The sequence below is a fragment of the Nocardia takedensis NBRC 100417 genome (assembly GCF_000308695.1).
In the GTDB taxonomy this organism is placed as follows: domain Bacteria; phylum Actinomycetota; class Actinomycetes; order Mycobacteriales; family Mycobacteriaceae; genus Nocardia; species Nocardia takedensis.
Map to the genome: position 1 here is coordinate 1 of NZ_BAGG01000023.1, position 22,863 is coordinate 22,863.

Consider the following 22,863-nt stretch of genomic DNA (forward strand, 5'->3'; position numbering starts at 1 on the left):
GGCTTTCCGCTGGGAACTGGCCGTGGGCGACCTGGTGCTCACCGAAGCCGAGATGGCCCGGCTGATGCGGTCGAAGTCCGACCTGGTGCAGTTGCGCGGGGAATGGGTGCAGGCCGATCACAAAGTGTTGGCCGCCGCCTCGCGCTATGTGGCCGCCCACCTCGATCCGACGCCGATCACGCTGGCCGAACTGCTCGGCGGTATCGCCGCGGAACGGGTCGACGGCGTGCCGGTCACCGAGGTCACCGCGACGGGCTGGGCCGCAGAATTGCTCGACGGCGAGTACGAGGCCGCCCCCGTCGCCCCGCCCGCCGGTCTGAAGGCGGAGCTTCGGCCCTATCAGGAGCGCGGGTTGTCCTGGTTGACCACCATGAGTCGCCTGGGCTGCGGCGCGATCCTCGCCGACGACATGGGCCTGGGCAAGACGGTGCAGGTGCTGGCGCTGCTCGCGCACGAACGCGAATCCGGCACGCCGGGTCCGACCCTGCTGGTGTGCCCGATGTCGGTGGTCGGCAACTGGTTCCGCGAAGCGCAGCGGTTCGTCCCCGATCTGCGGGTGCTGGTGCACCACGGCCCCGGTCGGCGCGACGGCCCGGAATTCGACGCGGCGGTCGCCGAGGCGGATCTGTTCGTCACCACCTACGCGCTGCTCGCCAGGGATGTGGACAGGCTCGGTCGGCAGTCCTGGGAACGGGTCGTGTTCGACGAGGCTCAGCACCTCAAGAACGCGGGCACCCGGCAGGCGCGGGCCGCCCGCACCGTCCCCGCCCGGCATCGCCTCGCGCTGACGGGCACACCGGTGGAGAACCGGCTCGAGGAACTGCGGTCGATCCTCGACCTGGTCACCCCGGGTCTGCTCGGCAGCGCGCCCACCTTCCGCGCGCGTTTCGCCGTGCCCATCGAGCGCGAGCAGGACGCCAACGCCATCTCCCGGCTCCGGCTGCTGACCGGCCCGTTCGTGCTGCGGCGGGTCAAGACCGACCCGGCGGTCATCTCCGATCTGCCCGACAAACTCGAGATGACCGTGCGCGCGAACCTCACCGCCGAACAGGCCGCGCTGTACCAGGCGGTCGTGGACGACATGGTCGCCAAACTGCGCGACGCGAAGGGGATGGCGCGCCGCGGCGCGGTCCTGGGTGCGCTGACCAGGCTCAAACAGGTCTGCAACCATCCCGCGCATTTCCTCGGCGACGGGTCCGCGCTGCTCAGCCGGGGCAGACACCGCTCCGGGAAACTCGCGCTGGTCGAGGACATCCTGGACACCCTGCTCGCCGAAGGGGACCGCGCACTGCTGTTCACCCAGTTCCGCGAGTTCGGCGACCTGCTCGTGCCGTACCTGAGCGAGCGGTTCGGCGCGGCGGTGCCGTTCCTGCACGGCGGCGTGCCGCAGAAGCAGCGCGACGCGATGGTCGGCCGGTTCCAGGCGGGCGGCGGTTCGCCGCTGATGCTGTTGTCCCTCAAGGCGGGCGGGACCGGGCTGAATCTCACCGCCGCCAATCACGTACTGCATCTGGATCGCTGGTGGAATCCGGCGGTGGAGAACCAGGCCACCGACCGCGCGTTCCGTATCGGTCAGCGGCGTGACGTGCAGGTCCGCAAACTGGTGTGCGTCGACACCATCGAGGAGAAGATCGACGAGATGATCAATGGCAAGAGGCATCTGGCCGATCTCGCGGTGGGCGTCGGGGAGAACTGGATCACCGAACTGGGCACCGAGGAACTGCGACAACTGTTCACCCTGGGCGCCGAGGCGGTCGGCGAATGACCGGGCGGCGCAGATCGGTCGAGGGCGGGGTGTCCGCGCGCAGCAGGCGCGGCGGCTTCGCGCGGACCTGGTGGGGGCGCGCGTTCGTCGACGCCGTGGAAGGGGTGTCGGAGCCGGGGCGCTTGGCGCGGGGGCGCAGCTACGCGCGGGCCGGTCAGGTGGTCAGCTACCGGATCGAGGCGGGCGAGGTCACCGCGGAGGTGCAGGGCAGCCAGCCCCGGCCGTTCGCGGTGGTGCTGCGGATCCGGCCGCTGCGCGAAGAGGAACTGGCGCTGCTGATCGACACGATCCGCACCGAACCCGGCATGCTCGCCGACATCGCCGCGGGCGAACTCCCGCCCGCGCTCGGCCCGCGCCTGCTTCCCACCACGGTCGCCGACTTCGATTTCGGCTGCACCTGTCCCGATCCGGCCTGGCCGTGCAAACACGCCGTCGCCGTCTGTTACCTGCTGGCCGAACGCCTGGACGAACACCCCCGCGACATCCTCGGCCTGCGCGGCCTGGACCTGGACACCCTCATAGGCGGCATGGAGAACGAGCAACCGCCCTCCGCGTTCGACGACCCTTACGGCGACCGCCTCGTCCTCCCCGAACTGCCGAAGCGCCAGTTCCGTTCCGCCTTGGAGGATCTCGATCCGGTCCAGGTGCGCTCCGCGCTGCGCATGGTCGCCGAGGACGAGGCCACCGCCGCGGCGGGCCTGCGTGAATTGCGGGCCCTCTACGAACGTCTGGGCCGCTGAATTACTTCGGGGCGGGCACCCGGCAGCGCAACCGACTCGCCTCCCGGACGTCGCGGGCGGAGGTCCGCCCGGGCGCTGCGGATCGGTAGCTTCCTCGCGGCCGGGTGCCACTTCCAAGTCTCCGTGAGCGGGTGCGCACCGGAAACGCCCGACCGCTGTCCCGTCACTGCCGAAACCGCCACCTCGCCACGGCCCGACCACTGCCACCCCGCCCACGAGGACGATCGACAGTTCCGCGGTGCGCGCTGTTGTCGCTGCCCAATGGTTTCCGGTCAGGACTGTCGCCCTGCGGTGGTGCGGATCGCTGTCGGGCCGATCGGGACGACCGCTGTGGCGGACCGCTCGGCGGCATGCCGCTCGCCGTCGCGAAGCCTGAACCACCATCCGCCATCGCTGGGAGGATTACGCCGCACGGCGACAGTCGCCGCTCCGGGATCAGCCGATGCCCGCACCGCGTAGGGCTGTCTTCACTTCGACGCCTGCGAGCTCTCCTTGTCGGACCGGATCAGTGCCCCATGTCGGGCGGAGGCACTTGCCGTTCCGGGCGGCCGGAGCTTCGCGATGGGCGCTACCTCGAAGTGTTCGGTTCGGCGCGGAGGCGATTCGCCTCGTTCCGCACCCTCCGGCGGGAGAACTCTCGACCGCCGGGAAGTTGGTGAGCACCCGGCATCGAGGCCGGTCGGGCCGTCGGACGAGCTCGGGACGGGACCTGTCCGTGAGGCCGGGACTCCCGGCGCCGGGTGCTGGTTCCCAGTGTGGGGGTCGGGGCCGCGTGTCGGTACTGCCCGGGCGCTGCCACTCCGCCGGCCTTGGGATCTCGTTCCGTATCTCTCCGTTCGGGGATTACGGGGCGAGCGGGGTATTTGCGGCGGCGGGTCGCGGTGGGGACGATGACGGTATGAGCTCCGCAGAGCGCGTCGAGAGCGATGACCTGGGTGCGCGGGTGCCGTTGCCCGCGCGGGTGCGTCGGGTGGTGTCGCTGGTGCCGTCGTTGACCGAATCGGTGGCGCTGACCTGCCCGGAAGTATTGATCGGCGCCACCGAGTGGTGCACGCATCCGCCGGAGTTGGCCGTCGAGCGGGTGCGCGGGACGAAGAATCCGGATGTCCGGCGGATCGTGGAACTCGCGCCCGAGGTGGTGCTGTGCAATCGCGAGGAGAACCGGAAACTGGACGTGGATCGGTTGCGCGCGGCCGGTATCGCGGTGTGGGTCACCGAGATCCGCACGGTCGAGCAGGCGCTGACCTCGTTGACGCGCCTGTTCACCGCGGTCATGGGGGTCGAGCGGCCGGACTGGCTGGGCGAGGCGGAACGGGTCTGGGCGCAGCCCGCGCCGACGCCGCCGAGGTCGGCGGTGATTCCGATCTGGCGTGATCCGTGGATGGTGGTCGGCGCGGACACCTTCACCGGTGATCTGGCCGCGCGCCTGGGTCTGCGCCTGGTGCACGCCGATCGCGGCGAGCGCTACCCGACGCTGGCCGAGACGGAGTTGACCGCGGGCGTGGAGGTGGCGGTGCTGCCCGACGAGCCCTATGTCTTCACCGGCTCCGACGGTCCCGAGAAGTTTCCGGGCGTTCCGGTCGCGCTGGTGTCGGGCCGGGATCTGACCTGGTACGGCCCGTCCCTGGTGACCGCGCGGGCCCGTCTGCTCGACCGTCTCGACGCGGCTCAGCGCCCGGCGAACCGGTAGTCCGCCAGGTCGAAATGACCACTGCGCCAAGCGGCTTCGACGGTCGTGGTGGGCCGCAGCGGCACGTCGCCGTGTTTGTCGAAGTAGTAGCTGTTGGCGGTGGCGCAGCCCTCCTGCCAGAACACCTGGCCGCCCCGTCGGGACAGCATCTCCGCGAAGTAGCGGTCGTTGGCTGCCTCGGTGATCTCGACGCGGGTCGCGCCGTTGTCGCGAGCGTGCCGCAGGCAGCGCAGGATGTGGCGGACCTGGTTCTCGATGAGCGCGAAATACGAGGACCCGTTGTAGCCGTAGGGGCCGATGACGGAGAAGTAGTTGGGGAATCCGGGCACGCTGACGCCTTCGTAGGCCTGCATCCGGTTCTCGTCCCACCACGTCTCGAGATCGCGCCCGTTCAGGCCGCGCAGGTCGTAGGTGGGCATGTTGCCCGATTCCATCACCTTGAAGCCGGTGGCCAGGACGAGGACGTCGACGGGGTAGTCGTGACCCGAGCGGGTGCGTACGCCGGTCGGGGTGATCGCCTCGATCGGGTCGGTCTCGAGGGTGACGTTGTCGCGGTTGAAGGTCGCGAGGTAGTCGTTGGAGAAGCTGGGCCGTTTGCAGCCGAGGCTGTAGCGCGGGGTGAGTTTCGCGCGGATCTCCGGGTCGCGGACCTGGCGGCGCAGGTGCGCGAAGCCGAGGCGTTCGGCCACGGCGGCGGTCGGCAGGGTGGTGTAGTAGTGCGCGGCGATGGGGAAGGTCGCCTCGACGTAGGTCTGGCTGACCAGTCGGGTCAGTTCGCGTCCGCCGGGCAGGCGCAGCGCCCAGCGCAGCGGGGGCGGCAGCGGCAGGTCGGGCCGGGGCAGGCACCAGATCGGGGTGCGCTGGAAGACGGTGAGGTCGGCGACTTTCGGCGCGATCTCGGGGATCACCTGCACCGCCGACGCGCCGGTGCCGATGATCGCGACCCGCTTGCCCGCCAGGTCGCGGCGGTGGTCCCAGCGCGAGGTGTGCATGGTGAGGCCGGCGAAATCCTCGACGCCCGGGATGTCGGGCGCCTTGGGGCGGGTCAGCACGCCGGTCGCGCTGATGACGTAGCGCGCGGTGATCCGTTCGCCGTCACCGCCGTGCAGCACCCACCGGTCGGTGTCGGCGTCGAATTCGGCCGAGGTGACGGTGGTGCGGAATCGGATGTGCGGGCGCAGTCGGTATTTGTCCACGCAGTATTCGGCGTAGCTCTTGAGTTCGCGGCCCGGCGCGTACACCCGCGACCAGTCGGCGCGCTGTTCGAAGGAGAACTGGTAGCTGAACGAGGGAATGTCGACGGCGACGCCCGGATAGGTGTTCCAGTGCCAGGTGCCGCCGACGCCGTCGGCTTCGTCGACGATCAGGAAGTCGTCGAAGCCGGCTTCGCGCAGTTTAATGGCCGCGCCGATTCCGGAGAATCCGGCTCCGACGATCACGATCTCGTGTGCGATCGTCTCGTGTCCGACTCCGCCGTCGGTCATCGCGGCCTCCCGTGCTGCGCGCGCCGGACCACCCGCGGTCCGGTCGGCGGCTGCTCCGCCGCCTCGGCGCGGGTGGTCATCCACTGACCGCACCTGCCCTCAATCAGACTCCTGACATCGAGCGCAGTCAACATCCCGGCGGTCAGACATTGCGGCGATACTGCCCGCCCACCCGGAAGAAGGTGTCGGTGACCTGCTGCAACGTGCACACCCGCGCCGCGGACATGAGCACCTCGAAGATGTTGCCGTCGGTGCGGGCGACGGCCTCGAGGTCGCTCAGCGCGGCGTGCGCGGCGTCGCGATGGGTCTCGCGGAAGGCGCGCACCCGGGTCAACTGCGACTGCTTCTCGGCTTCGGTGCCGCGCGCGAGTTCGAGTTCGTGCGGCGGTTCGCCGTGCGGGTTGCGGAAGGTGTTGACCCCGATGATCGGTAACGTCCCGTCGTGTTTGCGCTGTTCGTAGCGCATGGACTCGTCCTGGATGCGGCCGCGCTGATAGCCGGTCTCCATCGCGCCGAGCACGCCGCCGCGATCGCTGATCCGCTCGAATTCGAGCAGGACGGCCTCCTCGACCAGATCGGTGAGTTCGTCGACGAGATAACTGCCCTGCAAGGGATTCTCGTTCATCGCGACGCCCCATTCGCGATTGATGATGAGCTGGATCGCCAGTGCCCGCCGCACCGAATCCTCGGTGGGTGTGGTGACCGCTTCGTCGAAGGCGTTGGTGTGCAGGCTGTTGCAGTTGTCGTAGATCGCGATCAACGCCTGCAACGTGGTGCGGATGTCGTTGAAATTCATTTCCTGCGCGTGCAGCGACCGTCCCGAGGTCTGCACGTGGTACTTGAGTTTCTGCGAGCGTTCGTTGGCCCCGTAGCGGTCGCGCATCGCGATCGCCCAGATTCGGCGCGCGACCCGGCCGATCACCGAGTATTCGGGGTCCATGCCGTTGGAGAAGAAGAACGACAGGTTCGGCGCGAAATCGTCGATGTCCATGCCGCGCGCGAGATACGCCTCGACGTAGGTGAATCCGTTGGCGAGGGTGAACGCCAACTGACTGATCGGATTCGCCCCGGCCTCGGCGATGTGATACCCCGAGATCGACACCGAGTAGAAATTGCGGACGCCGTTGCGCACGAACCATTCCTGGATGTCGGCCATCATGCGCAGGCTGAACTCGGTGGAGAAGATGCAGGTGTTCTGCCCCTGGTCCTCTTTGAGGATGTCGGCCTGCACCGTGCCGCGCACCGTCGCCAAGGTGCTCGCCCGCAGGTCGGCGGCCTCTTCCTCGGTGGGTTCGCGTCCCTCGGCGTCGCGGAACCGGCGCAGCGACTGGTCGATCGCGGTGTTGAGGAAATAGGCGAGGATGGTCGGCGCGGGTCCGTTGATCGTCATCGAGACCGAGGTGCTCGGCGCGGTGAGGTCGAATCCGTCGTAGAGCGCGTCCATATCGGCGAGCGAGGCCACCGAGACGCCGGAGGTGCCGACCTTGCCGTAGATGTCGGGCCGTTCGTCGGGGTCGTGGCCGTAGAGGGTCACCGAATCGAACGCGGTGGACAGCCTTTTCGCTTCGGCATGCTCGCTGAGCACCTTGAATCGCCGGTTGGTGCGGAACGGGTCGCCCTCGCCCGCGAACATGCGCGCCGGGTCCTCGTTGTCGCGTTTGAACGGGAACACGCCCCCGGTGAACGGGAAATGGCCCGGCAGATGTTCGGCCCGCAGGAATCGCAGCAGTTCACCGTGATCGGTGACGCGCGGCAGCGCGACCCGCGGGATCGACAGACCCGAGAGGGTCTCGCGGCGCAGCGCCGTGCGGATCTGCTTGTCGCGCACCCGGACCACGTGCTCCTCGCCGCGGTAGGCCGCCGCCAGGTCCGGCCACTGCCGAAGCAGCGCGGCGGACTCGGGGTCGAGATCGGCCCGCGCCTCGGTGAGCGCGGCGGCCACGGCCTCGACCTCGGGCAGTTCCGCCGCGACCAGTTCCAGTCGCTGCACGCGCTGGGCCGCCGCGACCTGCCGCGCGGTGTGCGCGTGGTAGCCGCGCACCGTTTCGGCGATCTCGGCCAGGTAGCGGACCCGGGTGGGCGGGATGATCTGCGCGAAGCGGGTGGAGGCCCTGGTCGAGACCCGTGGCAGCGCACCGGTTTCCAGCGGCAATCCGAGTTCGCCGAGCCGTCCGATCAGATGCTGGTAGAGGGCGGTGACGCCGTCGTCGTTGAAGGTCGCGGCGCTGGTGCCGTAGACGGGCATGTCCTCGGGGGCGGCCCCGAACGCTTCGCGGTTGCGGATCAACTGCCGCGAGACGTCGCGCAGCGCGTCCGCCCCGCCGCGCCGCTCGAACTTGTTGATCGCGACCACGTCGGCGAAGTCGAGCATGTCGATCTTCTCGAGTTGGGAGGCCGCGCCGAATTCCGGTGTCATGACATACATCGACAGGTCGACGTGGTCGACGACGGCCGCGTCGCCTTGGCCGATGCCGGGTGTCTCCAGGACGACCAGGTCGTAGCCCGCGGCCTTGCAGGCCAGCACGACGGTGTCGATGTCGTGGGGCAGTTCGTGTCCGCCGCGGGTGGCCAGCGAGCGGAAGAAGATGTGATCGCCGTCGAGGGCGTTCATCCGGATGCGGTCGCCGAGCAGTGCGCCGCCGCCGCGCCTGCGCGTGGGGTCGACGGCCAGTACCGCAACACGCAGTTTGTCCTGCTGGTCCGAGCGCAGTCGGCGCACGAGTTCGTCGGTGAGCGAGGACTTCCCGGACCCGCCGGTGCCGGTGATGCCCAGGACCGGCACGGTGCGCGCGGCCGCCGCGGCGGTGATCGCCTGCCGGTCGGCCTCGGGCAGGGCGCCCGCTTGCAGACAGGTGATGGCGCGGGCCAGGGCGGCGCGTTCACCGGCCAGGACGGCGTCGATCGCGGGCGGTTCGGCCGCCAGGTCGACGTCGCAGTCGCGGATCAGGCGGTTGATCATGCCGGGCAGGCCCAGGCGCTGACCGTCCTCGGGGGAGAAGATCGTCACCCCGGCGGCGGCCAGGCGGGTGATCTCCTCGGGGACGATCACGCCGCCGCCCCCGCCGAAGATCCGGACCTGCCGCGCGCCCGCGGCCTGTAGCGCCTGCGCGAGATATTCGAAGTATTCGACGTGGCCGCCCTGGTAGGAGCTGACCGCGACGCCCTGTACGTCCTCGGTGAGCACCGCGTCGACGACTTCGTCGACCGAGCGGTTGTGGCCGAGGTGGATCACTTCGGCGCCTTGGGCTTGCAGGATGCGGCGCATGATGTTGATCGCGGCGTCGTGGCCGTCGAACAGCGCGGCGGAGGTCACGAAGCGGACCGGGTGGGTGGGGGTGTGCAACGCGAGGTCGTCGGCCATGGGATACCTCCGGCAATTCCGTCAGTCGTCCGATACTAGGACGTCAAACGAAGTCTACGGTGATGGGCGTCACAGCGCTGCCCGGACGGGCCGATTGGCGGATGTCCGAAGCGGCGAGTGGTCGACCGGTGCGGATGTCCCGGGCGCGGGTCTTCCGGTGTGATAGATCACAAAGCGGGACCGGGCGGTATTTACTTGGACATCCAACTATAGGATGACCGGTGATCGGCTCGGGTGCTGCCCGGAGAGGACCGCCGATCGCGCCCCGCGCGGCGTCGACTACCAAGACAGGACTGCCATGGTTCGCGAACTCACGCACTTCATCGGTGGACAGCACGTCCCCGGCACCTCGGGGAACTTCGGCGACGTCTACGACCCCAATATCGGACAGGTCCAGGCCCGCGTGCCGCTGGCGAGCAAGGCCGAGGTCGAAGCCGTCATCGCGAACGCCGAGGCCGCCCAGCCGATCTGGGCCGCGTTCAACCCGCAGAAGCGGGCCCGCGTGCTGATGAAGTTCCTGACCCTGGTGCAGGACGAGATCGATTCGCTGGCGGCGCTGCTCTCGGCCGAACACGGCAAGACCATCGCCGACGCCAAGGGCGACATCCAGCGCGGCCTCGAGGTCATCGAATTCGCCACCGGCATCCCGCACCTGCTCAAGGGCGAGTACACCGAGAGCGCGGGCACCGGCATCGACGTGTACTCGATGCGGCAACCGCTCGGCGTCGTCGCGGGCATCACCCCGTTCAACTTCCCGGCGATGATCCCGCTGTGGAAGGCCGGTCCGGCCCTGGCCACCGGCAACGCCTTCGTCCTCAAGCCCTCCGAGCGCGACCCCTCGGTGCCGCTGCGCCTGGCCGAGTTGTTCCTCGAGGCCGGCCTGCCCCCGGGCGTGTTCAACGTCGTCAACGGCGACAAGGAAGCCGTGGACACCCTGCTGCACGACCCCCGGATCAAGGCCGTCGGCTTCGTCGGCTCCACCCCGATCGCGCAGTACATCTACGAGACCGCCACCGCCAACGGCAAGCGCGCCCAGTGCTTCGGCGGGGCGAAGAACCACGCCATCGTCATGCCCGACGCCGACCTCGACGACGTCGCCGACCAGTTGATCGGCGCGGGCTACGGTTCGGCGGGCGAGCGCTGCATGGCCATCTCGGTCGCGGTGCCCGTCGGCGAGGAGACCGCCGACCGCCTGCTGGCCAAGCTGACCGAGCGGGTGCACAAGCTCAACGTCGGCCGCTCCGACGATCCGGGCGCGGACTTCGGCCCGCTGGTCGGCAAGGACGGCGTGGACCGGGTGAACAACTACGTCCAGATCGGCATCGACGAGGGCGCGGAACTGGTCATCGACGGCCGCGGCCTGACCGTCGAGGGCGCCGAGGACGGCTACTTCGTCGGCGCGAGCCTGTTCGACAAGGTCAGCCCCGAGATGCGCATCTACAAGGAGGAGATCTTCGGACCGGTGCTCACCATCGTGCGCGCCGCGACCTACGAAGAAGGTCTGCGCCTGGCCAACGAACACGAATACGGCAACGGCGTGGCCATCTTCACCCGCGACGGCGACACCGCCCGCGATTTCGCGGCGCGCGTGCAGGTCGGCATGGTCGGCATCAACGTTCCGATCCCGGTGCCGATCGCCTACTACACCTTCGGCGGCTGGAAGCGCTCCGGCTTCGGCGACCTCAATCAGCACGGCCCGGATTCGATCCGCTTCTACACCAAGACCAAGACCGTCACTCAGCGTTGGCCCGCGGGTGCCAAAGAGTCCAACGCTTTCGTCATCCCCACCATGGACTGAGAAAATGTTCGAGTTGGACGAAGACGAGAGAGCGATCCGCGACACCGCGCGCGGCTTCGCCGACGAATTCCTCGCGCCGAACGCGCTGGAATGGGACGAGCACAAACACTTTCCGGTCGACGTGCTGCGCAAGGCGGGCCCGCTGGGGCTCGGCGGCATCTACGTGCGCGAGGATCTCGGCGGTTCGGGCCTGCGCAGGCTCGACGCGGTCCGCATCTTCGAGCAGTTGGCCACCGGGTGCCCGGCCATCGCCGCCTACATCTCCATCCACAACATGGCGACGTGGATGATCGACAGCTACGGCGACGACGAGCAGCGCGCCCACTGGCTGCCCGGCCTCACCTCGATGGAGCAGTTGGCCAGCTACGCGCTGACCGAACCCGGCGTCGGCTCGGACGCGGCGGCGCTGAGCACCAAGGCCGTGCGCGACGGTGACGACTACGTCCTCAACGGAGCCAAACAGTTCATCTCCGGAGCCGGGGCCAACGACGTCTACGTGATGATGGTGCGCACCGCCGACAACGGCGCGCGCGGCATCTCGGCGTTCATCGTCCCCGCCGACACCCCGGGGCTGTCGGTGGGGCCGAACGAGAAGAAGATGGGGTGGAACGCCCAGCCGACCCGCCAGGTCATCCTGGAGGACGCGCGGGTGCCCGCCGCCAACCGTCTCGGCGCGGAAGGCGACGGCTTCCGTATCGCCATGAACGGCCTCAACGGCGGCAGGCTCAACATCGCGGCCTGTTCGATCGGCGGCGCGCAGGCGGCGCTGGACAAGACCGTGCCGTATCTGAGCGAGCGGCAGGCTTTCGGCGCGCCGCTGGTGCGCAATCAGGCGCTGCAATTCGAGTTGGCCGACATGCGCACCGAATTGGAGGCGGCGCGCACCCTGCTGTGGCGCGCGGCCGCCGCGTTGGACGCGGACGCACCCGACAAGGTCGAATTGTGCGCGATGGCCAAACGCTTCGCGACCGACGCCGGTTTCGAGGTGGCGAACAAGGCGCTGCAATTGCATGGCGGCTACGGCTATCTGGCCGAATACGGCCTGGAGAAGATCGTCCGGGATCTGCGTGTGCACCAGATCCTCGAAGGCACCAACGAGATCATGCGGGTGGTTGTCGCCCGCTCGGTGGTAGGAGCGGCATAGTGAGTGAACCGGAAGTCCTGATCGAGACGCGCGACGGGCTCGGCCTGATCACGCTGAATCGACCCAAGGCCATCAACGCGCTCAATCACGCGATGGCCCTGGAGATCACGCGCGCGCTGCGCGAATGGGCCGAGGACGAGTCCATCCGCACGGTGGTGCTCACCGGCGCGGGTGAGCGCGGTCTGTGCGCGGGCGGCGACATCGTCGCCATCCACGCCGACGCGAAAGAGTCGCAGGGGCGTGCGGAGCAGGCGGCCGCCGAGTCGCCGACCGGGCGGTTCTGGCGTGACGAATACATTCTCAACGCGCTGATCGGCGCTTATCCCAAGCCGTACGTGGTCGTCATGGACGGCATCGTGATGGGCGGCGGCGTCGGGCTGTCCGGGCACGGCAGCCACCGCATCGTCACCGAGCGGTCCAAGATCGGCATGCCCGAGGTCGGCATCGGCTTCATCCCCGACGTGGGCGGCACCTACCTGCTCTCGCGCGCGCCGGGCGAGATCGGTACGCACGTCGCGCTGACCACCGCGCGGATGAACGCGGGTGACGCGATCGCGGCCGGTTTCGCCGACTACTACGTGCGTTCGGAGGATCTGGCGGCCCTGCTGGAGACGCTGCGCACCGAGACGGCCGACATCGCGATCGCGAAATTCGCCGCCGAGACGCCGGAGTCGACGCTGGCCGCGCAGCGGGGCTGGATCGACGCCGCCTACGGCGCGGACACCGTCGAGGAGATCGTGGCGCGGTTGCAGGCCGAGGGTTCGCCCGAAGCCGCGAGCGCGGCGGGTGAAATCCTCGCGAAATCGCCGGTGGCGCTGAAGGTCACGTTGCGTTCGCTGCGCGCCGCCCGCGCCCTGCCGACGCTTGAGGCCGTGTTGAACGAGGAATACCGGGTCTCGGTGGCCTCCTTGGCCTCCCACGACCTGGTCGAGGGCATCCGCGCGCAGGTCATCGACAAGGACCGGCAGCCGAAGTGGGATCCGGCCACATTGGCCGAGGTCACCGACGCGCGGGTCGAGGCGTACTTCGCCGAATTGGGCGACAAGGAACTGGGTTTGGAAGGACAGCGGTGACGGAGAAGATCGGATTCCTCGGCCTCGGCCACATGGGCGGCCCGATGGCGGCCAACCTCGTGAAGGCGGGCTACGACGTGGCCGCCTTCGACCCGGCGCCCGCCGCCCGGGACAAGGCCCGCGAAGACGGCGCGACGGTGGTCGACACCGCCGCCGCGGCCGCGACCGGACGCGACGTGGTCATCACCATGCTGCCCAACGGCAAACTGGTGCTCGACGTCTACGCCGACCTGCTGCCCGCCGCGAACCCGGGCACGCTGTTCATCGACTGCTCGACCATCGACGTCGCCGACGCCAAGGCCGCCGCCGACCTGGCGACCGCCGCCGGGCACCGCGCCCTGGACGCGCCGGTCTCCGGCGGTGTCGCCGGCGCGGCGGCCGGCACGCTGACCTTCATGGTCGGCGGCGAGGCCGCCGATTTCGCCGCGGGACTGGCCGTGCTCGAGGTGATGGGCGGCAAGGTCGTGCACTGCGGCGGCGCGGGCGTCGGCCAAGCCGCCAAGATCTGCAACAACATGCTGCTCGGCGTGTCCATGGTCGCGCTGTCGGAGGCGCTGGTGCTCGGCGAGAAGCTGGGGCTGAGCCACCAGTCCTTCTTCGACGTGGTCTCCACCGCCTCGGGTCAGAGTTGGGCGCTGACCAGCTACTGTCCGGTCCCCGGACCGGTGCCGACCAGCCCGGCCAACAACGACTACCAGCCCGGTTTCGCCACCGCCCTGATGACCAAGGACCTCGGACTGGCCGCCAACGCCCTGCGCGACAACGGCGTGGACGGGGCGCTCGGCGCGCTCGCCGCCGAGATCTACACCCGGTTCAACCAGGACAATGCCGGTCGGGACTTCTCGGCTATCGTCACCGACGTACGCAACCGTTCCACGCGAGAGGGTGCCCAGTGACCGACTTCGAGACGATTCTGCTCGAGCGCAAAGGCCGGGTCGGCTGGATCACGCTGAACCGTCCCAAGGCGCTCAACGCGCTCAACGCCCAGGTTCTCGACGACATCATCGCGGCGCTCGACGAACTCGAGGCCGACACGGAGATCGGCGCGGTCGTCATCACCGGTTCCGAGCGGGCCTTCGCGGCGGGCGCGGACATCAAGGAGATGCAGCCCAAGTCCTACATGGACATGTTCCTGGACGACTACTTCGCCCGCTGGGACCGGCTGGCGAACTTCCGCAAGCCCACCATCGCCGCGGTCGCCGGTTACGCGCTCGGCGGCGGCTGCGAACTCGCGATGATCTGCGACATCCTGATCGCCGCCGACACCGCGAAATTCGGGCAGCCGGAGATCAAACTCGGCGTCATCCCCGGCATCGGCGGCTCGCAGCGGCTGACCCGCGCCATCGGCAAGGCCAAGGCCATGGATCTGGTGCTGACCGGACGCAACATGGACGTCGAGGAAGCCGAGCGGGCCGGCCTGGTCTCGCGCGTGGTGCCCGCCGCCGAGTTGCTCGACACCGCCCTCGAGGTGGCCACCACCATCGCCGGGATGTCCCTGCCGGTCGCGATGATCGCCAAGGAGTCGGTCAACCGGTCCTTCGAGACCACGCTGGCCGAGGGTCTGCGTTTCGAGCGGCGGGTCTTCCACTCGCTGTTCGCGATCGAGGATCAGAAGGAAGGCATGGCGGCGTTCGTGGAGAAGCGCGAGGCGAAGTTCGGCAACCGCTGAACTAGTTGTGCGACAGGTGCGGCGGTAATCCCGTCTCGACATGGGTCGGCGCGGTGCCCCCTTCCGGGGCCCGCGCCGAATTCCGTTCCATCGCAAGCAATCCGGCGATCGTCGCGCCGAGGGTGAGGGTCACCGCGACCGCCGCGATCACTTTGCGCCTGCCCACCGGCGGCGTCGAGCGCGGCGCCGCGACCGCACCGCCGCGCGGCAGTCCGCTCACCCTGATCTCGCCGTGGCGGTCGGCGGCCACCAGCACCGCGCCGCGCGCGGAGACGTATTCCGGTTCCGGGTCGTAGACCACCGGCAGATCGATCAGGTCGGCCAGTTCCTCGCGCACGATCGGGCTGCGCGCGCACCCGCCGAGCAGCACCAGCGCCTCCGGACGGACCGCGCTGTCGGCCAGCAGGCGCCGCACGAACGCCGCCGTGTGGTGGATGCCGTCGGTGCACAGTTCCGCCAGGTCGCTGTGGGTGATCACCGCCCGGTGGCCGGAGGTCGCGTCCGTCGCGGTGACCACGCGCGCGCTCGACAAAGCTTCCCGATGCCGTCTGCTCGTCGCGGTGTCGGTGCGGATGCCGCCGCGGGACAGTCGCCAGCGCAACAGGGCGTCGTAGCCGTCACCGCCGACGACGGTGGTGTGCTTGGCCGCCAGCACCGCGTCGGTGCGGCAGTCGACGTGGGTGAGGGTCAGCCCCGACGCGCCCAGGTCGTAGAGGAGGACCGACCCGGAGTCCGGCAGTTGCCCGGTGAAACGCAGATAGCGCAACTGCGCCAACGGTTCGTCGACGATGATCACCGGTTCCTCCTCGGCGATCTCGCGCACCCGTTCGGCGTGCGTGGCGCTGCGGCAGGTGACGGCGGCGCCGCTGATCACCTCGTCGCGCCGGTCCGCCGAACGGCGCATCCGCCGGATCGCGGTGAGCACGGCCTCCTCGACGCCGCCGCCCGCCCGGCGCGGCACATGGCATCGCTCGATCGGGGGCAGGTGCGGTTGATCGGAATGGGTGAGGACCGCGCGTGCGCCGCCCGCGCCCGCCGACACCCCGAGGACCAGCACCATGGCTCTATGGTGGACCCTTTCCGGCGCGCTGCCAAGACATCGACTCCGGCAATTCGCTCGCCGGATGCCGGATGGTCAGGAGTTGTCCGATTCGGCAGCTCGATGGACGGACCGGTCGGGTTGCCGGGTGCTCGGGCCGGTCGCCGACCACACCGCGGACCCCTCGCCGGTGTCGAAGTCGCCCGCGGCTTGGCGGAACTCCGAGAGCAATTGCAGCAAGGTGTGCAGGCGATCCGGCGGCAGACCCGGCAGCGCGAACACCTTCGCGTTCAACTCCTCGGTCGCCCTGGCCACCAATTCCCGCCCCGCGTCGGTGATCTCGATGAGCGTGGCCCTGCGGTCGCTGGGATGCGGCACCCGCGTCACCAACCCCGCCGCCTCCAACCTGTCCACCGTGTTGGTGACACTGGTCGGATGCACCTGCAAGCGGGCGCTGGCCTTGGCCATCGGCAGCGCGCCCGTCTTGCTGAATCCCAGCAGCATCAACAGTTCGTAGCGCGAGAAGGTCAACCCCGTCGGTTTGAGCGCCTCGTCCACGCGCGCCATCACGATCTGCTGCGCCCGCACCAGCGAAGTCACCGCGGCCATCCCGTCCGCGACCTCGCCCCACCCGTGGCCGACCCACTGACGGTGGGCCTCCTCGATCGGATCGAGCGGAAGCGGACGTGGCCGAGACATGAACCCGATCATTCCATGCCGGAACCGCCGAGCGTCGCAGCATCGCGCACCCGAGGGTGCCCATTGCGATCACCCTGAATCCAAGCCTGGCAGCCCACACCCCGACACGGCATCCTCGATGGCGAGGCGGGCGTGGCTGAGTGGTTGAGGCAACGGTCTGCAAAGCCGTTCACGCGGGTTCGATTCCCGCCGCTCGCTCGAAGGCAGCAGGGTGCGCTGTCCAGGTGCCCGGTCCGACGACATGCCACGTCGGACCGGGCATCGCTCTGTTCGGAGGGTTCAGCTCAGGCCCGAGAAGTCGCGGAGCACAACGTGATTGCGGTCGGCGAAGGTGCCGAGGGTGTAGTCGGGGAGCAGGCCGAAGTATTCGGCGCGGGTGACGGTGCTCCAGCGGCGGGCCTCGGGGGTGCGGGTCTTGTAGAAGTTGACCGTGTAGCCGCCTTCGTACACGCGCAGCAGGCAGTAGCCGCCCGGGTACTCCTTCACCGAGGCGACCTCCAGGAATTCGACCGCGCAGGCGGCGTCGGGGCGGGTGCGCCGGGTGCGGTGGGTGTGGCCCGCGTGGTGCAGGAAGACGCCGGGAGCGCGGGCGTATTCGGCCTGCAGCGCGGCGCTGTCGGCGGCGTTCAGGACGAAACCCGGTCCGGCGGTGTTGGTCAGGCCGGATTCGGTGGTCACGGGGTGGTGTCCGAAAACCAGTGTGGGGCGGTCGGGGTCGGCGCGCAGGACGCGAGCCAGGGCGTCGAATTGGTCCCGGTCGATCCGGCCGCCGGAGCCGTCCGGTTCGCTGGTGTCCACGCCGAGGACGCGCAATCCGCCGAAATCGTGTTCGACGAGTTCCTGACGGGGGCCGAACACGTCGGCCCAGCAGTCGCGGTGGTCGGCGGGCGCGGGCGCGCACGCGGCGTAGTCCGCGCCCACGTGCGGGCGGTCGTGGTTGCCGCGCACCGCGAGGTAGTCGACGCCGGAAGCACCCCAGGCGTCCAGGCGGGCGCGCACCGATCGGGTCTGGTCGGGTGTGGCCTCCGCCGTCAGATCTCCGGCCAGCAGCAGGCGTTGCGCGCCGCGGTCCGGCAGTCGCAGATCCGCGAGCAGCGCGTCCAGCATCACCTCCGGATACGGTGGCAGGCCCGGTGATTGCGTGAATCCGGGCGGGAAGTCGCCCACCACCAGTCCGCTGACCGTCTCGCCGTAGTGCACGTCGTTGGCCAGTGCGAGCGTGCGCAGGAGCCGCCCGGGCGGCGGGACCGGCGTGGTGAACTCGCCGGTGGTCTCCGGCGAACCCGGCAGCAGGGTGGTCGCGGTGAGCGCGGGCACCGCGCGCACCCCTTCCGACCACGCCTCGAAACGGTAGCGCCGCCCGGGTTCCAGTCCGTCGACCTGCGCGTAGTGGTAGGGAGTCGGCTCGGAGGCGGCGTAGCGGACCGTCGCGGGCCCGTCGACCGGACCCACCCGCACCTCGCCGTGCGCGGGAACCGGGAGCAGGCGTCCGCCCGCGTCGGGGGACAGGGTCGTCCAGGTGAACACCGCCGAGGTGTCGGTCACCGTGACGACTTCCAGATCGGTGGCGACGAGCGCGGCTGGCCGCGCGCCCGCGCGTCCGGCACCGTGCGCCAACGCCGCCATCGCGAGCACGCCGAGCACGGTGCGCCGACTCGGTCCGCAGCAGGTCATGCCCGCGAGGGTACGGGAGCCCGGTGACGGATCAGCCGTCCAGCGGAACCCGCCCGAGCACGTCCCACCGATAGGCGCGGCCCTCCCTGCGCACCTCCACCAGGTCGACGGCGCGCACCCGCGTCGTCACCGGCGGGTCGTCGCGCACCGCCGCGACCGATTCGATCAGACGGGCGGCCGGACCGGCGGTGTTGAGGTAACCGACACCCAGATGTGGGCGCAGGTCGTCCGTGTCGGCGAGTTCGCCGCCCACCGGCCCGCTGACCTCGCGCAACGTGCGGTGCAGCGCCCGCACCGGAGCCCACGGCGCGACCGAGAACCGCAGCGCGCTGCGCGATCCCGTGAGCGGACCGACCTCCAGATCGAAGGCCGCGAGTTCGGCCGAACGGGCCTGCCCCGCCGCGAGCACCTGCGCCGCCGCGCGCGGGGGGACCGTCGTGGTCGCGCCGACCCGCAACACCGACAGGTGCAGGCCGTCCGGCGGCACCGCGTCCACGGTCGGGGCGGCCACGGCCCGCTGACACCGTTCGGCCAACGCCACCACCGCGGGATCGTCGAAGGTCAGATACCAGTAGTAGACCGACTGTCCCGGCGTCCACGCCTTCACCGACCAGTGGTCGGCCAGTTCCCGCACCGCGCGGAACGCGACCCAGTCGTTGTCGCGGATCTCGTGCGCCTCGTCGCGCACCGGCACGGTGGGCGGGAACGGCCGCTTCGGGCGGATCGGCGCGAACGCGAGCGTGTCGTGGCGGCGCGCGTAGGTGGCCGGACGCGGCGCGAGGACGTTCAATTCGACACTGCGCACCAGGATTTCGGGAACCGCGCCGCCGAAATGGTCGAGGCTGGGCGCGATGACCGCGTCGATCTCCAACGAGCGGACCACATTGATCAGGCGCGCCTCCGGATCGTCGGTGGCGGTGCTGAAGGTGACCGTCTTGGCCAACTCGTAGCCCAGGCGTCGGGCGTGGCTGCGGATCCTGGTCTCGTCCCACTGTTGGTGCACACCGGAGACGTCCTTGCGCAGGTATCCGATCGCCGTGGGAGCCTTACGCATTCGCTGTGCCGGCCGCCACCGGGGGAGCGGGGTGACCGGCCGCCGCCGATCGGGTGCGCGCGACGGGCGGATCCTGCTGGGGGAGCGACACCTGCTGCCTTCCTCGGTCGATGTGCGGGCAGCCGGAATCGAATGGTCGGCGCCCCAGGGGCACTGTATGGCGCGTGCCGGCGTGTCCTCCATCATCTTTCTCGAAATTTCTTGCGGGAACGGGAATGTGTGGGACGCGCCCGGCACTGGTGAGAAGGTCTACGTCGAAACCGAGGCAACGAGGGAGTGCGTATGTATGTGCGGCTGCTGGGTGGCGGGTCGGGCGACGGTGGTTCGCCGCGACTGTGGGCTTCCGACCGCGAGACGCTCGTGGTGCAGGGGTGGAAGACCGGCCACCGCGACCGCATCGAGATTCCGCACCGGTTGGTCGCCTACGCCGAACCAGGGACCTGTCTCACAGGTTTGCAGGACACCAACCGTGGCACTTTTATCGTGACCGGCACACTGGTCACCGACGTGGAGGCACTGGAGATCATGCAGATGCCGGGCCACGAGGCGGCCGTCGAGGTGGCGATCGGACAGGAGTTGATGCCGGATGCGGCTCTACCGGCGTGAAGCGCTACACGAGTTATTGGCGCAGGCGCGGGAGCGCGCTTTCCATCTCGAGACCCGCGACGAATATCGCTCGGATTCCGAACATTCCGCGATGACCGCCTTCCTCGCGGGCCGAACCGCCGACCCGGTCGGCGCGTGGTTCCGGCCGTGGGCGCTGCTGGTCGCCCAGACCAGGGCACGCGGTGTCGCGGTCGACCGCGCGCGCATCGTGACCACCCCGCACGGCCCCTACACCCGCTACCTGTTGGCCCTCACTCCCCACAACATCGCCGCCGGGGAGGACGTGCGCTGGCTGCCGCGCCACGACGCCGACCCCGCCGACGCCGCCGCCGACGATTTCTGGCTCATCGACGACCGGTTGGTGGCCTACTCCGTCTTCGACGCCGAGGACTGGTGGTCCGGCGTCGCCGCCACCGCCGACCCCCGCGTCGTCGCCTACGCCCGCGAGATCCGTGACCGCGTGTGGTCCGCCTCGACCCCGCACGCCGGCTACCCGCAGTGACCGACGTGGACCAGGCCCGGCAAGCACTGGGCGCGCGATTGCGCGAGTTGCGCACGGCCGCCGGGCTGTCCGGCGCGCGCTTGGCCGATTTCGCCGGCTGGCCCGCCTCCAAGGTCTCCAAACTCGAACACGGCCGCCAACTGCCCACCGAACAGGACCTCGTCGACTGGTGCCAGCTCACCGACGCCGACCTCGCGCTGCCCGATCTGATCGCCACCGTCCGCAACGTCAACGCCGCCTACCTCGAATGGCGACGGGTGATCGCCGACGGCCACGCCCGCCGCCAACGCCAGAGCATCGAACTCGAATCGGTCACCCGCCTGATCCGCGGCTACGACCCGCTGATCTCCACCGGCCTGTTGCAGACCCGCGCCTACGCCGAGGCGATCCTGTCGCGCTGCATCGAATTCGCGGGCGGCGCCAACGATCTCGCCGAAGCGCTCGACGCCCGCATGGCCCGCCAAGCCGTCCTGCGCGACGGCGTGCACCGCTTCCATTTCCTGATCGGCGAACCCGCGCTGCACACCGGCGTCGGCGATGAAACCGTCCGCCGCGGCCAACTCACCCACCTGCTCGACCTCATGTCCCTGACCCGCGTGGTCATCGGCGTCGTCCCCATGAGCGCCGAATTCCTCTACACCACCACCAATTTCGTCATCTACGACCGCCGCCGCGTGCACGTCGAAACCGTCACCGCCCAACTCACCATCACCCAACCCCGCGAACTGGTCCAATACGAACGCACCTTCACCGCCCTCACCGAACGCGCCCTCTACGGCGAAGCCGCCCGCACCATGATCACCAACGCCCTCTGACCCGACTGTCTTTCTGTACCCGGAACCCGGTGTCGCAGGGCTCCCTACGCGTCGGTCGGCAGGAGTCGAAATGACGCGAAACCGGGGGTGAGAGGTTCGATGGCGCGGAAGTCGCGTTGGTCGAGGGTGAAGATGCGGTCGGTCTTGTACTTGTCGGCGAGCGCGACGCCGACCGCGTCGGCGAGGTCGAGTTGCAGTCCCTCGTACTTCGCTCGGACCGACTGTGCCGCCGACAGGTCGACGTGCTTCAGCTCGGCGAGTCGATATCGTCCTTCGATGGCTCGGCTCAGCAGTGCGTCGGTGATCGCCATCGCCGCGGAGAAGCCGAGGTCGCGCCGGGTCAGGTGATCGAGCTCCGTCAGCACCAACGGCGAGATGACCAAGGTTTCGCGTTCCATCACGCGCAGCGCTCGCCGATGCTCTTCCTGGTCGGCGTCGAACGCGGCGAAGAGCGCCGAGGTGTCGGCGACGACGATCATCGACGGGCCGCCCGCTGCTTGATCTCCTGGTAGATGTCCTCGCGCATTTCGTCGGCGTCGCGCGAACGTCCGCTGTGGAAGACGGGTAGCGGCGCGTTGTCGCGCGGCCGTTCGGAAGCGTCCAGCAACATCGCTATGCCTCGACGGATCAGCTCGGCCTTGCTCACCCCGGTCGCCGCGGCCTCCGCGTCGAGCCGGACCTCGAGCTCGTCGGGGAGATACACGGTCGTCTTGTTCATGCCATATATGGTACCACCCGTCATTCTCGCGACGCCGATACCCGAATGACCCGAAAGCTGATCGCGGACCGATGGTTTCGATTCCGCTCGAACTGCCGCACTCACCTGGCTTCGAAACAGATATGGGACCGCCGACAGCGGTCCCATATCTCGGTGCCCTCGGCAGGATTCGAACCTGCGGCCTTCTGCTCCGGAGGCAGACGCTCTATCCCCTGAGCTACGAGGGCGGGATAGATCCGGTCGGAGATGTAGCCGTCCGATCGGGCGGGGAAAGCGTATCGCATCGGGGGGCGTGCGCCAAAAAGGGTGGATGCGGTGCGGGATTGGGGGTCAGTTCAGGGGGAGTGGGGTGCCGCCGCGTGCGGTGAGCAGGGTGGTGATGAGCTGGGATTCGTTGGTCTGGGTGGCGGCCATGGTGGCGGCGAGGGTGCTCACGGCGGTGGTCTCGGCGTGCTGGGCCGCGTATTCGATCATGGGCAGGCCGCCTCGGTGGTGGCGCAGCATGAGTTGCAGGAACATGCGGTCCAGGTCGGCCGGGTCGGCGCGGCGCAGCGCGGCCAGTTCCTCGGCGCTCGCCATTCCGGGCATGCTCGCCGCCGGTCCGGACATGTGGTGTTCGGCGCTCGTGCCGTGTTCGTGGCCGCCCTGCGGTTCGGTCATCCAGCCCATGTATCCGTCGACGCTCTGCGCGGGTTTGCCCCACCACTGCAACCAGCCCTGCATCCGGCCGACCTGGGCCTGCTGGGTGGTCATGATGTCGTAGGCGAGCCTGCGCACGTCGGTGTCGGTGGAGCGCAGCAGCGCGATGCCCGCCATCTCCACGGCTTGGGCGTGGTGAGCGGACATGTCCTGGGTGAAGCCGATGTCGACCGGACCGGGGTCGGGTTCGCCGCCGCCGTCGAGCGGGATGCGGGCGAACACCCCGATCGCGAAGCCGAGCACGATCAGGCCGATCGCCCCGAGTACCAGCAGCGCCGGACCCTGCCGCCGCGCGGACGCGCCGTCACCCGCGTGCCCCGTCACCGCCTGCTC

20 protein-coding genes and 2 tRNA genes are annotated in these 22,863 nt (G+C 69.5%); 12 read left to right on the forward strand and 10 right to left on the reverse strand.

All coding sequences use genetic code 11. The features are described 5' to 3' along the window. From ON30_RS05815 to ON30_RS05825, 3 genes are all read left to right on the forward strand, one after another. On the forward strand, window positions 1-1,765 hold a 1,765-nt coding region (locus ON30_RS05815), incomplete at its 5' end, for a DEAD/DEAH box helicase (RefSeq protein WP_040704765.1). Beyond that, window positions 1,762-2,505 (forward strand): SWIM zinc finger family protein, encoded by a 744-nt coding sequence (locus ON30_RS05820; protein ID WP_040704766.1) that lies wholly within the window; start codon window positions 1,762-1,764, stop codon window positions 2,503-2,505. The genes ON30_RS05815 and ON30_RS05820, both read left to right, overlap by 4 nt. 898 nt (window positions 2,506-3,403) lie before the next feature. Continuing rightward, a complete protein-coding gene (locus ON30_RS05825; RefSeq protein WP_040704767.1) occupies window positions 3,404-4,195 on the forward strand; it encodes a helical backbone metal receptor in 792 nt (263 codons plus the stop codon). On the opposite strand, the gene ON30_RS05830 is transcribed toward ON30_RS05825, so the two are convergent. Together ON30_RS05830 and icmF are read right to left on the reverse strand one after the other, a co-directional pair. Continuing rightward, on the reverse strand, window positions 4,174-5,679 hold the full coding sequence (locus ON30_RS05830) for a flavin-containing monooxygenase (RefSeq protein ID WP_040704768.1): 1,506 nt from the start codon (window positions 5,677-5,679) through the stop codon (window positions 4,174-4,176). The genes ON30_RS05825 and ON30_RS05830 overlap by 22 nt on opposite strands. Window positions 5,680-5,821: 142 nt before the next feature. Further along, entirely contained in the window at window positions 5,822-9,040 is a 3,219-nt protein-coding gene (gene icmF / locus ON30_RS05835; RefSeq protein WP_040704769.1) for a fused isobutyryl-CoA mutase/GTPase IcmF, read from the reverse strand. Between the two features lie 298 nt (window positions 9,041-9,338). Here icmF and ON30_RS05840 point away from each other — a divergent pair, with 298 nt between their 5' ends. Genes ON30_RS05840 through ON30_RS05860 form a run of 5 tightly spaced genes read left to right on the forward strand, consistent with a single transcriptional unit; the run spans window position 9,339 to window position 14,724 of the window. Then, window positions 9,339-10,838 carry a CoA-acylating methylmalonate-semialdehyde dehydrogenase gene (locus tag ON30_RS05840; protein WP_040704770.1) on the forward strand — a complete coding sequence of 500 codons (1,500 nt, stop codon included), beginning with the start codon at window positions 9,339-9,341 and terminating at the stop codon, window positions 10,836-10,838. A 4-nt stretch (window positions 10,839-10,842) separates the two neighbouring features. After that, the gene (locus ON30_RS05845) at window positions 10,843-11,982 is read left to right on the forward strand and encodes an acyl-CoA dehydrogenase family protein (protein ID WP_040704771.1); all 1,140 of its coding nucleotides are present in this window, start codon (window positions 10,843-10,845) and stop codon (window positions 11,980-11,982) included. Then, entirely contained in the window at window positions 11,979-13,055 is a 1,077-nt protein-coding gene (locus ON30_RS05850; RefSeq protein WP_040704804.1) for an enoyl-CoA hydratase/isomerase family protein, read from the forward strand. Before ON30_RS05845 ends, ON30_RS05850 begins: the two co-directional genes overlap by 4 nt. Further along, window positions 13,052-13,951 (forward strand): 3-hydroxyisobutyrate dehydrogenase, encoded by a 900-nt coding sequence (gene mmsB / locus ON30_RS05855; protein ID WP_040704772.1) that lies wholly within the window; start codon window positions 13,052-13,054, stop codon window positions 13,949-13,951. Before ON30_RS05850 ends, mmsB begins: the two co-directional genes overlap by 4 nt. Continuing rightward, complete coding sequence (locus ON30_RS05860) at window positions 13,948-14,724, forward strand: enoyl-CoA hydratase (RefSeq protein WP_040704773.1); 777 nt, start codon at window positions 13,948-13,950, stop codon at window positions 14,722-14,724. The genes mmsB and ON30_RS05860 overlap by 4 nt, the downstream gene beginning before the upstream one ends. Window position 14,725: 1 nt before the next feature. On the opposite strand, the gene ON30_RS05865 is transcribed toward ON30_RS05860, so the two are convergent. Together ON30_RS05865 and ON30_RS05870 are read right to left on the reverse strand one after the other, a co-directional pair. Further along, window positions 14,726-15,784 (reverse strand): Hsp70 family protein, encoded by a 1,059-nt coding sequence (locus ON30_RS05865; protein WP_040704774.1) that lies wholly within the window; start codon window positions 15,782-15,784, stop codon window positions 14,726-14,728. A 75-nt stretch (window positions 15,785-15,859) separates the two neighbouring features. Then, a complete protein-coding gene (locus tag ON30_RS05870; protein ID WP_051028977.1) occupies window positions 15,860-16,462 on the reverse strand; it encodes a MarR family winged helix-turn-helix transcriptional regulator in 603 nt (200 codons plus the stop codon). Window positions 16,463-16,588: 126 nt separating this feature from the next. Here ON30_RS05870 and ON30_RS05875 point away from each other — a divergent pair. Beyond that, window positions 16,589-16,660: transfer RNA gene (locus tag ON30_RS05875), tRNA-Cys, on the forward strand. Window positions 16,661-16,741: 81 nt separating this feature from the next. Here the strand turns inward: ON30_RS05875 and ON30_RS05880 are convergent. Both ON30_RS05880 and ON30_RS05885 read right to left on the reverse strand, forming a co-directional pair. Further along, window positions 16,742-18,136 (reverse strand): metallophosphoesterase, encoded by a 1,395-nt coding sequence (locus ON30_RS05880; protein ID WP_040704775.1) that lies wholly within the window; start codon window positions 18,134-18,136, stop codon window positions 16,742-16,744. Window positions 18,137-18,167: 31 nt separating this feature from the next. Continuing rightward, the gene (locus tag ON30_RS05885; protein ID WP_083911167.1) at window positions 18,168-19,190 is read right to left on the reverse strand and encodes a 2'-5' RNA ligase family protein; all 1,023 of its coding nucleotides are present in this window, start codon (window positions 19,188-19,190) and stop codon (window positions 18,168-18,170) included. 282 nt (window positions 19,191-19,472) lie between these two features. Between ON30_RS05885 and ON30_RS05890 the strand changes: the two genes are divergently transcribed. Genes ON30_RS05890 through ON30_RS05900 form a run of 3 tightly spaced genes read left to right on the forward strand, consistent with a single transcriptional unit; the run spans window position 19,473 to window position 21,113 of the window. Then, window positions 19,473-19,796 (forward strand): hypothetical protein, encoded by a 324-nt coding sequence (locus ON30_RS05890; RefSeq protein ID WP_040704776.1) that lies wholly within the window; start codon window positions 19,473-19,475, stop codon window positions 19,794-19,796. Then, complete coding sequence (locus tag ON30_RS05895) at window positions 19,777-20,298, forward strand: DUF6879 family protein (protein ID WP_040704777.1); 522 nt, start codon at window positions 19,777-19,779, stop codon at window positions 20,296-20,298. The genes ON30_RS05890 and ON30_RS05895 overlap by 20 nt, the downstream gene beginning before the upstream one ends. Further along, the gene (locus tag ON30_RS05900; protein WP_040704778.1) at window positions 20,295-21,113 is read left to right on the forward strand and encodes a helix-turn-helix domain-containing protein; all 819 of its coding nucleotides are present in this window, start codon (window positions 20,295-20,297) and stop codon (window positions 21,111-21,113) included. Before ON30_RS05895 ends, ON30_RS05900 begins: the two co-directional genes overlap by 4 nt. A 44-nt stretch (window positions 21,114-21,157) precedes the next feature. Here ON30_RS05900 and ON30_RS05905 read toward each other — a convergent pair whose 3' ends face one another. The 4 genes from ON30_RS05905 to ON30_RS05920 all read right to left on the reverse strand — a co-directional run bounded on the left by ON30_RS05905 (window position 21,158) and on the right by ON30_RS05920 (window position 22,854). After that, a complete protein-coding gene (locus tag ON30_RS05905; RefSeq protein ID WP_040704779.1) occupies window positions 21,158-21,592 on the reverse strand; it encodes a type II toxin-antitoxin system VapC family toxin in 435 nt (144 codons plus the stop codon). Further along, window positions 21,589-21,831 carry a ribbon-helix-helix domain-containing protein gene (locus ON30_RS38840; RefSeq protein WP_051028973.1) on the reverse strand — a complete coding sequence of 81 codons (243 nt, stop codon included), beginning with the start codon at window positions 21,829-21,831 and terminating at the stop codon, window positions 21,589-21,591. The genes ON30_RS05905 and ON30_RS38840 overlap by 4 nt, the downstream gene beginning before the upstream one ends. A gap of 154 nt (window positions 21,832-21,985) precedes the next feature. Continuing rightward, window positions 21,986-22,058, reverse strand: a tRNA-Arg gene (locus ON30_RS05915). Between the two features lie 103 nt (window positions 22,059-22,161). Further along, window positions 22,162-22,854: a DUF305 domain-containing protein gene (locus ON30_RS05920; protein ID WP_040704808.1), complete on the reverse strand. Its 693-nt coding sequence runs from the start codon at window positions 22,852-22,854 to the stop codon at window positions 22,162-22,164. Window positions 22,855-22,863 lie beyond the last annotated feature (9 nt).

What these genes read in the sequence shown, in the direction of transcription:
- ON30_RS05820 (WP_040704766.1), top strand. Translation starts at nt 1,762, where the DNA reads ATGACCGGGCGGCGCAGATCGGTCGAGGGCGGGGTGTCCGCGCGCAGC.
- ON30_RS05825 (WP_040704767.1), top strand. Translation starts at nt 3,404, where the DNA reads ATGAGCTCCGCAGAGCGCGTCGAGAGCGATGACCTGGGTGCGCGGGTG.
- ON30_RS05830 (WP_040704768.1), bottom strand. Translation starts at nt 5,679, where the DNA reads ATGACCGACGGCGGAGTCGGACACGAGACGATCGCACACGAGATCGTG.
- icmF (WP_040704769.1), bottom strand. Translation starts at nt 9,040, where the DNA reads ATGGCCGACGACCTCGCGTTGCACACCCCCACCCACCCGGTCCGCTTC.
- ON30_RS05840 (WP_040704770.1), top strand. Translation starts at nt 9,339, where the DNA reads ATGGTTCGCGAACTCACGCACTTCATCGGTGGACAGCACGTCCCCGGC.
- ON30_RS05845 (WP_040704771.1), top strand. Translation starts at nt 10,843, where the DNA reads ATGTTCGAGTTGGACGAAGACGAGAGAGCGATCCGCGACACCGCGCGC.
- ON30_RS05865 (WP_040704774.1), bottom strand. Translation starts at nt 15,784, where the DNA reads ATGGTGCTGGTCCTCGGGGTGTCGGCGGGCGCGGGCGGCGCACGCGCG.
- ON30_RS05870 (WP_051028977.1), bottom strand. Translation starts at nt 16,462, where the DNA reads ATGTCTCGGCCACGTCCGCTTCCGCTCGATCCGATCGAGGAGGCCCAC.
- ON30_RS05880 (WP_040704775.1), bottom strand. Translation starts at nt 18,136, where the DNA reads ATGACCTGCTGCGGACCGAGTCGGCGCACCGTGCTCGGCGTGCTCGCG.
- ON30_RS05885 (WP_083911167.1), bottom strand. Translation starts at nt 19,190, where the DNA reads ATGCGTAAGGCTCCCACGGCGATCGGATACCTGCGCAAGGACGTCTCC.
- ON30_RS05890 (WP_040704776.1), top strand. Translation starts at nt 19,473, where the DNA reads ATGTATGTGCGGCTGCTGGGTGGCGGGTCGGGCGACGGTGGTTCGCCG.
- ON30_RS05895 (WP_040704777.1), top strand. Translation starts at nt 19,777, where the DNA reads ATGCGGCTCTACCGGCGTGAAGCGCTACACGAGTTATTGGCGCAGGCG.
- ON30_RS05905 (WP_040704779.1), bottom strand. Translation starts at nt 21,592, where the DNA reads ATGATCGTCGTCGCCGACACCTCGGCGCTCTTCGCCGCGTTCGACGCC.
- ON30_RS38840 (WP_051028973.1), bottom strand. Translation starts at nt 21,831, where the DNA reads ATGAACAAGACGACCGTGTATCTCCCCGACGAGCTCGAGGTCCGGCTC.